This is a genomic window from Luteibacter sp. (assembly GCF_009912395.1).
GTDB lineage: Bacteria > Pseudomonadota > Gammaproteobacteria > Xanthomonadales > Rhodanobacteraceae > Luteibacter.
On record NZ_WNDO01000055.1, the window covers coordinates 1 to 4,557 of the forward strand.

Annotated in this window: 4 protein-coding genes; 1 reads left to right on the top strand and 3 read right to left on the bottom strand. The window is 64.2% G+C overall.

The genetic code is table 11. The features are described 5' to 3' along the window. Positions 1–286 (top strand): IS3 family transposase (locus tag GAK28_RS24815; protein ID WP_291783619.1); only part of this gene is annotated, 286 nt, incomplete at its 5' end. Between the two features lie 90 nt (positions 287–376). Here GAK28_RS24815 and GAK28_RS24820 read toward each other — a convergent pair. The 3 genes from GAK28_RS24820 to GAK28_RS24830 all read right to left on the bottom strand — a co-directional run bounded on the left by GAK28_RS24820 (position 377) and on the right by GAK28_RS24830 (position 4,039). Further along, positions 377–2,182, bottom strand: a complete 1,806-nt coding sequence (locus GAK28_RS24820; protein WP_291785621.1) for a monovalent cation:proton antiporter-2 (CPA2) family protein — start codon at positions 2,180–2,182, stop codon at positions 377–379. A 327-nt stretch (positions 2,183–2,509) separates the two neighbouring features. Beyond that, positions 2,510–3,499: a porphobilinogen synthase gene (gene hemB, locus GAK28_RS24825; protein WP_291785623.1), complete on the bottom strand. Its 990-nt coding sequence runs from the start codon at positions 3,497–3,499 to the stop codon at positions 2,510–2,512. 90 nt (positions 3,500–3,589) lie between these two features. Further along, entirely contained in the window at positions 3,590–4,039 is a 450-nt protein-coding gene (locus GAK28_RS24830) for a hypothetical protein (protein ID WP_291785625.1), read from the bottom strand. Positions 4,040–4,557 lie beyond the last annotated feature (518 nt).

A 4,557-nucleotide genomic window follows, 5' to 3' on the forward strand; every position in this document is an offset into this window, starting at 1 on the left:
TGACCGTGGTAGCCAATACTGCTCGCGCGAGCACCGCGCCCTGTTGGAGCAATACGCTTTGATCGCCAGCATGAGTGCCAGAGGCAACTGCTACGACAACGCAGCAATGGAGAGTTGGAACCACAGTCTGAAGGTCGAGGCCATCCATGGTGAACACCTCGCCACACGGGAGCAGGCCAAGGCTCATGTGTTTGACTACATTGAGGTTGACTACAATCGGATCCGGCTGCACTCGACCCTGGGCTACCTCAGCCCAGAGCAGTACGAGCTGGCCAATGTCGCTTAGATAGGTGTCCGTAAATCAGGGGCAAGATCAGGCAGGACATATACAAGAGCGCGAGCGCAGCCCAACAACAGTAGCGCGCAGGGCACGCTCCTACTTCTCGGTGCGCTCCCGCTCTTCGGCAGCGTCGGCTTCGAACAGCTGCTGGAGGTCGTGCAGCGCTTCCTTCGAGGTCTGCACCAGCGCGGCTTCGTCGTCGTACACAAGGTACTGCGCACGCAGCGTCTGATCGTCGAGCTTGCGGAAACGAGCGATGCGGCTCTCGACCACATCCTCTGGCATGTCCAGCGACTCCAGCACGTGGCGCGTCATTTCCAGGCTGGAATAGAACGTCTCGCGCACGGGATCGTCCACGCCGATATCCATCAGTCGGAACGCATGCTGGCGGTTGCGCGCACGCGCCACGATCTTCAGGTGCGGATACTGCCGACGAATGAGTCGCGCGGTGCGGATATTGGTTTCAGGATCGTCGGTGGCGATGACAAACACCTCCGCCTTGTCCGCCTGCGCCGCGCGCAGCATCTCCGGACGCGCAGGATCACCGAAGAACAGCGACGTGCCGCCGAAACGGCGCGACGTCTCCACCTGCTCCACCGAGCTTTCCAGCGCCACGAACTGGATACCCTGCGCACGCAGCACGCGAGCCACGATCTGCCCCATGCGGCCGAAGCCCGCGATGATGACGTGAGGTGTATCCGTCTCGATCTGGTCGAACTCGCGATCGGGCTTGCGCACCTTCTCGTGCACCAGTCGCGACGCCGCCAGCACCAACAGCGGCGTGAGCGCCATGGACAGCGAGATCGCCATCACCATGAGCCCGCGCTGGCTGTCGTCGATCAACCGCTTCTGCTGGGCCAGGTTGAGAATCACGAAGGCGAATTCGCCGCCGCTGGCCAGCACCGCCGCCAACCGCACGGAATCCGCCCCGGTGAGCGACCCGACCAGCCGCCCCAGCGGCACGATCAGCGCCGCCTTCACCGCCAACAGCAGGAACACCATGCCCAGGATCAGCAGGGGCTTGGCGACCAGCAAGGCCAGGTCCACCGACATGCCCACGCTGACGAAGAACAGGCCGAGCAGCAGGCCCTTGAAGGGCTCGATGTTCGATTCCAGCTCGTGGCGGTACTCCGAGTCGGCCAGCAGCAGGCCGGCGAGGAAGGCCCCCAGCGTCGTGGAGATGCCGGCCACTTCCATCAGCCATGCCGTGCCCATCACCACCAGCAGAGCGGTGGCCGTGAACACCTCGGTGCTCTTGGCGCGGGCGACGAAACGAAACACGTGCCGCAACAGCAGGCGACCGCCGATGATCACGGCGAAGATCGTGCCCACCACGCGCAGCACGCTCATCAGGTCCGGGCCGTGCGGGTCGCGGGCGATCGCCCCACCCAGCAGAGGCACCGCCGCGATAAGCGGGATGGCCGCGAGGTCCTGGAACAGCAGGATCGCGAACGCTTGACGCCCGTAGACCGTGCCCGCTTCCTTGCGCTCGGCAAGGATCTGCAAGCCGAACGCCGTCGACGACAGCGCCAGGCTACCGCCCACGATGACCGCCGCCTTCCAGGTGAGGCCGAAAAGGAAGTAACCGATGGCGCCCAGCGCCGTGGCGCAGGCGACGACCTGGAGGCTGCCGCTGCCGAATACCGCGCGGCGCATGACCCAGAGTCGGGAGGGAGAGAGTTCGAGGCCGATGACGAAAAGCATCAGCACCACGCCGAAATCGGAAATGGTGGCGACACCCTCGGTGTCGCTGACCAGTCCCAGCGCCGAGGGCCCGATGACCACGCCGGCGAGCAGGTACCCGAGGACCGCCCCGAGCCGGAAGCGCTTGGTCAGCGGAACGGCAATCACCGTCGCCAGGAGGAAGACGACTGCCGTCTCGAGAAAATGATGTCCGTCCATCCAGCGACTCCCGACGTACCGCCCGGGATTATGTCATGCGATGCGGCCGACATGGACGCCAGGCCGTGGCGAGATGCCGTCGACATGTGCACTAGGCCACAACGTGACGCTGGCGACCGTACGACATCCTATCCCACATCTACGCCGTGCCCTGTAGGAGCGCGCTTGCGCGCGAACCCTCATCCTCTCCTTTGAAACGACGAGGCCTTGCGGTGATCGGGGGAGCTGTAACCGCTCGCCCGATCACCGCAAGGCCTCATTCGTCATAGCCATTCTGAGGGTTCGCGCGCAAGCGCGCTCCTACAGAAGAGCAGGCCGGCGGGTCGCTCAGGCTTTCAGCCAGCGGGCCACGTCCACGGCGAAATACGTCAGGATCGCGTCGGCGCCCGCGCGCTTCATCGCCAGCAGCGACTCCATCACCACGGCCTTCTCATCCAGCCAGCCGTTCTGGGCGGCGGCCTTGATCATCGCGTACTCGCCGCTCACCTGATACACGAAGGTCGGCACGCCGAAGGTGTCCTTCACCCGGCGCACGATGTCCAGATACGGCAGGCCCGGCTTCACCATCACCACGTCGGCACCTTCTTCCAGGTCCAGCTCCACCTCGCGCAGGGCCTCATCGCTGTTGCCCACGTCCATCTGGTAGGTGTGCTTGTTGCCCTTGCCCAGGTTGGCCGACGAACCCACGGCGTCACGGAACGGACCGTAGAAGCTCGACGCGTATTTGGCCGAATAGGCCAGGATGCGGGTATGGATATGCCCGGCATCCTCCAGCGCCTCGCGGATGGCGCCGACGCGGCCGTCCATCATGTCCGAGGGCGCCACGAAATCCATGCCCGCCTCGACCTGGGCCAGCGACATCTTGATCAGCGCCTCCACCGTCGGCTCGTTCATCACGTAGCCGTCGTCGTCGATCAGGCCGTCCTGGCCATGGGTGGTGTACGGGTCCAGCGCCACGTCGCCGATCAGGCCCAGCTCCGGGAAACGCTTCTTCAGCTCACGGGTGGCGCGCTGGAACAGGCCGTCCGGGTTCCAGGCCTCCCGGGCGTCCTCGGTCTTCACCGAACCGTCCACCGACGGGAACAGGGCCAGCGCCGGGATACCCAGCGCCACGCACTCCTCACCCAACTTCACCAACTCGTCGATCGACAGCCGATCCACACCTGGCATCGACGGCACCGGCTGGCGCACGCCCTGCCCCTCGACGACGAAGGCGACCATGATCAGGTCGGACACGGTAAGCACGTTCTCGCGCATGAGGGCGCGGGAGAAAGCATCACGACGCATGCGACGCATGCGAACAGCGGGGAAGCTCATGGATGGCGGCCTGTTCGGTGGCTATCCCGCCATTTTACTCCCCGCCCGGCCCCCGGCGCCGGGCAAAGCGTCGCAGGGTCGGCCGGCAGGTCAGGCGTCCCCCGCCGGCCGTGACTGCACCGGCACCCGGGCCAACAGACAGAAAGAGATCGCCACGAGCAGCCCGATACCGCCACCGATCAGCGCTTCCCAGCCCAGCGCATCGGATTTTTGTCGATCTCCGATCAAGAACCACAGCATGCCCGCCATGACCACCGCCCCGACCACACAGCCGAAAGCGCAGAAGGTCATCGCGTTGAGCCATCCCATGCGGCGAAGCCACAAGGCCACCGGGAGCCCGACGACCACCATCGTCACCAACGGAGGGATCGTCGCGAACATGAAGACCACCCCCATCTCGGAAAACGACCAACCACCACCGTTCGCCAGCGCGATAGCCGTCCATAGGACGAACATCACCAAGGGAACGGAAAAGGGAGAAATGAGCGCCGCCAGGACCAGCCCTGTACCGCGCGACGAATGGCTCACGTGTTCGATCATCCTTGCTCCTCCGGCGGCATGGCCACGGTGCCTATGTGCAAGGCTCATTCTGCCAGAGCACGCAAGGTACGCACATTGACCGCACCGATCTCCCAGCTGTCGATGTCATGTAGCCGCAAATCGAGTCACCACCGCGTCATCACTTTTGTAGGAGCGCGCTTGCGCGCGATCCCGCGCAGCGGGCCAAGTCATCGTCACCGTCTGATCGCGCCCCACGTCGTTCCAGCGAACGCTGGAACCCAGCGCGATGCGATGGGTTGTCGCGAGTGCGTTACCTACGCAAAAGCCGATGCAGCATCGTCGTGTTGCTGGTAAACCGAGGCGCTGGGTTCCTGCGTGCGCAGGAACGACGGTGAGGTAACTTTTGAGAATCCTTCCATAGGCAAGCACACACGTAATTTGCTACCGTGCTCGCGTTGTTTGCTGTTTCATGTCACGTGTCGGCAAACATCCATCGCTCGTAAGCGGTAAGAAGCGCGGGCCGCAGGTGTTAGAGCACCTACGACCCGCTAACCAAA

Bases quoted from the DNA above. Each gene is read 5' to 3' on its own strand.
- GAK28_RS24830 (WP_291785625.1), bottom strand. From the start codon at position 4,039: ATGATCGAACACGTGAGCCATTCGTCGCGCGGTACAGGGCTGGTCCTG.
- hemB (WP_291785623.1), bottom strand. From the start codon at position 3,499: ATGAGCTTCCCCGCTGTTCGCATGCGTCGCATGCGTCGTGATGCTTTC.
- GAK28_RS24820 (WP_291785621.1), bottom strand. From the start codon at position 2,182: ATGGACGGACATCATTTTCTCGAGACGGCAGTCGTCTTCCTCCTGGCG.